8 protein-coding genes are annotated in these 5886 nt (G+C 61.0%); all 8 read right to left on the bottom strand.

Going from position 1 to position 5886, the window contains the following annotated elements; translation table 11 throughout:
• Nucleotides 1–690: 690 nt before the first annotated feature.
• The 8 genes from imuA' to AC1Q6C_RS33280 all read right to left on the bottom strand — a co-directional run bounded on the left by imuA' (nt 691) and on the right by AC1Q6C_RS33280 (nt 5717).
• Nucleotides 691–1719 carry a DnaE2-dependent mutagenesis accessory factor ImuA' gene (imuA', locus tag AC1Q6C_RS33315; protein ID WP_490049712.1) on the bottom strand — a complete coding sequence of 343 codons (1029 nt, stop codon included), beginning with the start codon at nt 1717–1719 and terminating at the stop codon, nt 691–693.
• Between the two features lie 204 nt (nt 1720–1923).
• A complete protein-coding gene (locus AC1Q6C_RS33310) occupies nt 1924–2541 on the bottom strand; it encodes a hypothetical protein (protein ID WP_003946082.1) in 618 nt (205 codons plus the stop codon).
• 142 nt (nt 2542–2683) lie between these two features.
• Nucleotides 2684–2851 carry a hypothetical protein gene (locus AC1Q6C_RS33305; RefSeq protein WP_003946089.1) on the bottom strand — a complete coding sequence of 56 codons (168 nt, stop codon included), beginning with the start codon at nt 2849–2851 and terminating at the stop codon, nt 2684–2686.
• A gap of 95 nt (nt 2852–2946) precedes the next feature.
• Nucleotides 2947–3546 carry a hypothetical protein gene (locus tag AC1Q6C_RS33300; protein ID WP_003946084.1) on the bottom strand — a complete coding sequence of 200 codons (600 nt, stop codon included), beginning with the start codon at nt 3544–3546 and terminating at the stop codon, nt 2947–2949.
• 231 nt (nt 3547–3777) lie between these two features.
• Complete coding sequence (locus tag AC1Q6C_RS33295; RefSeq protein ID WP_003946088.1) at nt 3778–4809, bottom strand: magnesium and cobalt transport protein CorA; 1032 nt, start codon at nt 4807–4809, stop codon at nt 3778–3780.
• A gap of 106 nt (nt 4810–4915) precedes the next feature.
• Nucleotides 4916–5197 carry a hypothetical protein gene (locus AC1Q6C_RS33290; RefSeq protein ID WP_003946081.1) on the bottom strand — a complete coding sequence of 94 codons (282 nt, stop codon included), beginning with the start codon at nt 5195–5197 and terminating at the stop codon, nt 4916–4918.
• Nucleotides 5198–5202: 5 nt separating this feature from the next.
• Nucleotides 5203–5403 (bottom strand): three-helix bundle dimerization domain-containing protein, encoded by a 201-nt coding sequence (locus AC1Q6C_RS33285; protein WP_003946083.1) that lies wholly within the window; start codon nt 5401–5403, stop codon nt 5203–5205.
• Nucleotides 5404–5480: 77 nt separating this feature from the next.
• A complete protein-coding gene (locus AC1Q6C_RS33280; RefSeq protein WP_003946087.1) occupies nt 5481–5717 on the bottom strand; it encodes a hypothetical protein in 237 nt (78 codons plus the stop codon).
• Nucleotides 5718–5886: the final 169 nt, after the last annotated feature.

The raw sequence follows: 5886 nt of genomic DNA, 5'->3' as shown, positions 1-5886 counted from the left end.
CACCGGGGAGAACCCGTGGCCACCAGCGGGGAGAACTACTGGCCGCCTACGGGGAGAACTTCGTGGCCATTGACAGTAGATCATGTTGCTCTTCGCTTCCGACTGGTACTGGGCGATTTCCCTGATGCATGGGGAACTCGAATCCGGTTCACACCAGAGGTCGTAGTCAGGATCATCATTTAGCCGTGACTGCGGATTCGGAGGTGGCACCGGCTCCACAAGGTCAGGGCGAGGGACGACCGGAAGCACCTCCTGGCCGTCGGGAGTAATCAACATCGCTCCGTTGCAGACCCAGTTGGAGATGTTGCGCTCGAGCGCAGTATTGACACACTGCTGCCCAGCACCGGGAACTTGCATCATTTCCGGAGGAAGATCAGTCGAGGGATATTCCTCTACAGCGGGCGACTCAGGGGCAGGTTGGTCGAGTGTGTCTGGCGAGGCGCCGGCCACAGGTGCAACAGCCAGGGATAGCACCATGAGTACGACCGAGACCAGTGTGCGACGTTTCCACAAATTCGTTTTGACCACGCGGAGTACCTCCAGTGAGGTGCAGCAGCTCAGCGAAATGGCTGCCTGCGAAATTGACCGGTTAGCTAAGGCCAGCAAGTGATTCCGTGTGAGACTAACCGACCGCGCGGTTTCAAGCTAGGGCTTCACTGGAAAAATTTCGAGAGAGAACCCCTTTGGCGATTACATCAAAGATGTTTTGCCGCAATGGAAAACAGATCCCGGACCGGGTTTCCCCTCAGGATTGAGCTGGTTTGCCGCTATGTTGTTGAGGGTGAGGAGTTTTCGACAGAATCGAGTGTGCGCCTCTCGCGCGAGGAGAGTATTGAACTGGCTCGGGCTGTGACGACAGCGCCTATTGCGCCGCCGTGTACCCGATCCGCTTCCCGTGTCGCGCACACCGAACTTCTGCGGGCCGATGGATCGGGTGGAGCGACGGTGTTTGTCGAACTCGACGGTTGTGGGCGTGTGTATCTCGATGGCTATCGCACGTTGGTCCCTGATCAGGTGGCGATCCTGTCTCGATGAAGTTGGGTGCCGTCGGTATCTACAGCCGCGCATCCGACGAGGTGGGCGCGCACCGGGGTCCTGGGGGTCAACGAGGCATCGGATCCGCCTTGTTTCAGACGAGAAGGCTTGCTTAGTGCAGAGAACTGAGGAGCGCCCACGCATAGAGCTTTTTGGCATGGTGCCTTCGAGGCGGAGTCCTCCGGCGAGTACGCGCAGAGGGAGCTTGTCGGGGCGCGTGGCGTTCTTCGCCAAGGGCAGGGCGCGGTTCGTTTCGACGATGACCGGCTGGGGCTGTGGGAGTAGTGGGCGCAGGGTCGGGGTCAGTGGCCACGGCTCCTGCCAGCCGTTGAAGTCCGGGGCGGTCATAGCGCCTGCGGAAGTGGAAGCGGAGCCGATTGTTCGGGAGCGTGGGCCGTCCACCCCACTGCCCGGGCTGTGGGGCTCAGATCGAACCTGCCGGACCGGGGCGTATCCCCCGGCCCACTTGACCTCGATATCGACGGAGAAGCCTGTGATGCGGCCATAGCCCTGCCCGATCCCCGTGTAATTGGTGACGTGGGAGTCGATGCGGATATCCGCACCGTCCCATCGCCCTTCGGTGACCACCAGGCAGGAACCTTTGCTGCGTGCACGGGCGACCACCGCGCGCGCTCTGGTCGGCGGAACGGCGGCACCGGCCAGCCCGAGGACAACTAAGTCCATTCCGTCGAGCAGGATCGCTGCACATTCTCTTGGGGTACAGCGCCGTCTCAGATATTTGGGAACACGGTCGTTGCAGCTCAAAGGCTTTCACCGCGAACCTAGCAGATTGCAACAGGTGTCGCGCAGTAGAAACAACAGCCACCGGCCCCAGAACCGCGAGCGGCGCTATTTCTCAAGTCCTTTCATGGCGAACGAACAGTTGAGCTAGTCGCGCCAGATCGCTGTGAACTCGTACCAGGGGCCGCCGAGATGCGTTGCAGAGAAGTGGCCGAACCCAGAAAGTGTCCCGCTGGGTGAGTACACCCACCCCCGCGTCGTGGTGAACATGCTGCCGTTGTCGATGAAATAGACCTCATCAGGAGGTACGACACGGGTGCGACGAATATCGAACGAGCCGATCTCCAACTGTTCGGCAACAGTTCCCGCATTCTTGAGGAGGTCGAGTGCGATGGTCTCGAATTCTCCGCTCTTGTCGAGGAAAGACACCTGAGGCACCAACATCACCACAGCGACCGCGGCGGTGACGACGAGCGGCGCAGGCAGGATCCACCACGACCAGCGCCGGTCCTGACCCACGACGTACAGCGTGCGGATCGCCCACACCAACCCCACCATCACCAGAATGACCAACGCCGCAGCAGAAACGAGCAAAGGATCCAACCATCGGAAACCCCCGAACGGGGAAGGCCACCACCCGTAATGCCTACACATCAACACAAGAACCGGAACAACAGTGAACGCAAGAAGAATCGGCCCCGGAGGCTTCGACGATGCAGGCGGATCAGCTGCTACCCATTCACCCAACGACCTCAGCTTTCGCATCGCCTCACCGTATCGCTATGTAGAAGGGCGGACCTCAGCGATGCCACCCTCGGACCGACCCAGAGCGCTGCGGGCATCCATCGCGCCCGCGGTCGATCCCCTCGTTGTTTTTCAAGTTGTTTCCCCAATGTTCTCCGCGCACTCATTTCAAGCGGCGGATGTTGATCTCCAACAGGATCACCAATATCAGTGTCACAGCCGAAGCAATCAACAACGGTGTGCGGACATACTCGCTCTCCGACCACACGGAAACAGCCACCACGACAATGAGCACGAACAAAGCCAACACCGAGATCTGAAGATTTCGCATTTCCCCTCACATTGGTAGACGAGCACATTTCGCACGCTGCGCCACGCGTTACAAGACCCAGCTGCGTTGAGATCTCATAGGTCCAGACAAGACCTCTAGGTGCCCTGCTCGAAGGAAAACCAGTTCTCAGCAACGGGTTTGAGCCGGCGGAACCGATCCAAATTCGGAGTGCAATTCGCTGTGTACAACCACCCCACGACCTCAGTGGGGGTGCTCCGCCTGCTATCGACGAAGTACACACAGTTGTCCACCCGGATGAAGACAGTGGAGAATTCGTAACCGTCGATCTCGGTGGGGCCGAGATGCTCGGTACCGTCACGCAGCATCGAGTCCGCAAGCTCCGCCATCTCTGGATTGGCTCGATCGAAAGCGCGATCCGTTGGCGTTTGCACCGTGAAGAACACGAGAGCAGTCGCTACCACGACCAGAGGGGCAGGTCCCATCCGCCACGACAGGCGCTGCTCCCGTTTCCAGAAACCGTAGGACCGGACAACCCAGAACACCCCGATGGCAAGGAGTCCCAGGAGCGCGAAACATACCGTGGCGGGTTCGAGGAAAATGACTGCGGCTGTGGGGTACTGCCACCAGTCGTAGCGGACTCCCGCAATTATCGCGAGAAAGGGCACGGCAGCGAGGGCGGTGCCCAGCGCAGGCGGACGCACTAGTCGAGCATCATTGCCGGCGCTACCGAACACCTGTCCCCCTCCTTCTTCGATCCCCGATCGTCGATCGCCTGCACACCCACCATTCACGGACGGTTGAGACTAACGGAATCGATCTGCGTAACAGTGGTTTCGACCTGACCTGCTGCGCAATCCCGCCCGGCAACAGCGTGGTCGCGCGGAGGCAGGGCGGTTCGGTCGTTCACCTCCGTTCGGTTCGAGGAGTTCCGGCCGCAGCCGGCCAAGACCTTCAGATGCTGGCCTTTACAGCCAGCGTTTTCGGCGGAACAAGGTGAACAACGACACCGCGCCGGTCACCGCGATGATCCACCACAGCAGGTACCCGTATCGCCATCGCAGTTCCGGCATGTCCTGAAAGTTCATGCCGTAGATCCCGGCGAACGCAGTCACGAACGCCGCCACCGACGCCCACGCGGTGATCTTGCGCAAATCGGTGTTCTGCTGAACATTGACCCGAGCAAGAGTCGCAGCGACGAGAGAGCTGATGACATCGTCGAACTCGACGATCCGTTCCGCCACCGCGGCGTGGTGTTCGGCGACATCACGCAGATGCCGGTGTACGTCCTTGGGAATCGGCTCCGGCAACGCAGTGGCGGCAGCGAGCGTGGACAGCGCCGCAGCGAGGGGGTTGACCGAACGCCGTAATTCGAGCACTTCGCGTTTGACGAGGTAGATCTGCTCGATAGGGGTGTGACGATCGGGGCTGAGCAGTTCCACTTCCAAAGTGTCGATATCGACGTCGACCGATCCGACCACTCCCAGGTAACCGTCGACGATCCGGTCGATCACCGCGTGCAGGACAGCCCACGGCCCGATTTGCAGGTGTTCCGGCGATCCTTCGAGTTCGGCGCGCACGCCCGCCAACGCGGTATGCGCGCCGTGCCGGACGGTGACGATGAAATCCGACCCGACAGCAGCGAGAATCTCACCGGTTTCGACGATGTCGTCGGCGGTGCGGATCGAGGTCGGTGAAAGGTAGTGGGCCGTGCGCATCACCAACACGGTCACCTTGTCGTATTGTTCGAGTTTGGGGCGTTGATGCGCGTGCACCGAGTCCTCGGCGACCAATTCGTGCAGGCCGTACGTCTGGGCGATTGCCGTCATCTGCTCGAAGGTCGGTGCGAACAACCCGAGCCACACGAACCCCGAACCCCGACGCCGAACCTCATCCAACGCACTCTCCGGTGTGTGAGTGCCGGGGAGTCGCACCCCGTCGACATAGACGGCGCAGTCGACCACAGCAGCGGCAGCACTCGATGGTGGTTGTCGATCCATCCCCGCAGCTCACCGTCCCTGTGCTTCCCTGCCCATGCAGAAGAGGGCGACTCAGGATAGCGGCTGACCGCGCACCGAACGCGATCAGCGCTGCGACGGAAACCGATCAGCTGCGGAAAGAATGTGCGGCAGGCACTTCCGCGGGCACATTGGCGGTAGGAAACCGGCGTGTCAGTTGCTCGACAAGAGCGTGCACCCGATGAAGGTCCTTACGCAGAGCCGCCGCATCGGTGCGCGCCGCCGACGCCAACTCAGGTGCGACCGGGCGCGTACCCCGCACCAGGCGCAGCGCGGATTCGATCCGCTCCGACAACTCGTCGATCTCCGAATTCAACAGAGCCAGAAACACTCTCGCCTGCGCAATATCGGACTCTTCGGCCGCGGACACGGCCTTTATGAAGCGACCAGCGAGGAAAGTTTCTCCCCCGCCATGCGCTCGACGAGCAGAGGAACGAAATCACGCACCTTGTCGTCGAAATGAGCATGAGCAGACGCCACAGCGTCCGCCACGACATCAGCCGAGATCGACGGATACTTCGCAGACAACCTACTCACCGCATGAGCGATCAGACGCTCTTCCTCTTCGGTCTTCATCTGTAAATACTGCGCCCCACCTGCCCATAGTTCAACACGAGAGACGACTATCGGCCGCGGCGACAATCAGCACGTAGTCACGCTCTGCTGCCACGAGTCGAACCCGACCGGCCGAGTTCGCCCCACACCGGCAAACGGGTGCGCGGAACCGGGATGCGATCCTCACGCAATCTCTCACCCTGAAACCATGAGCACCGTCCCGTCGTCGTGACCGAACACGGCCGCAACGCCGCGTTCTGCGACCTGATGGCGCGCGCCGCAGCTTCCGCGGAGGGCTCGGCCTTTTTCTTCGTCATATCTTCCAATGTCGTCATCACGGCACCTCCCTCGCTGAGCGTTTACTCAGCGGCTCGGGCCGAAACACCGAATAAGAAACAGTCCCCGCGGATCGGCTAGAGGGACACGTCAGGGACTGTCCATCTGAGGGCCTTGTTGGTCTTCGTGTGTAGTGGGCGCGGTCGCCGCCGAGGCGTTGTGTCGGGG

This window comes from Rhodococcus sp. MT28 (assembly GCF_058792695.1).
This window is presented reverse-complemented; position numbering and strand designations above follow the sequence as displayed.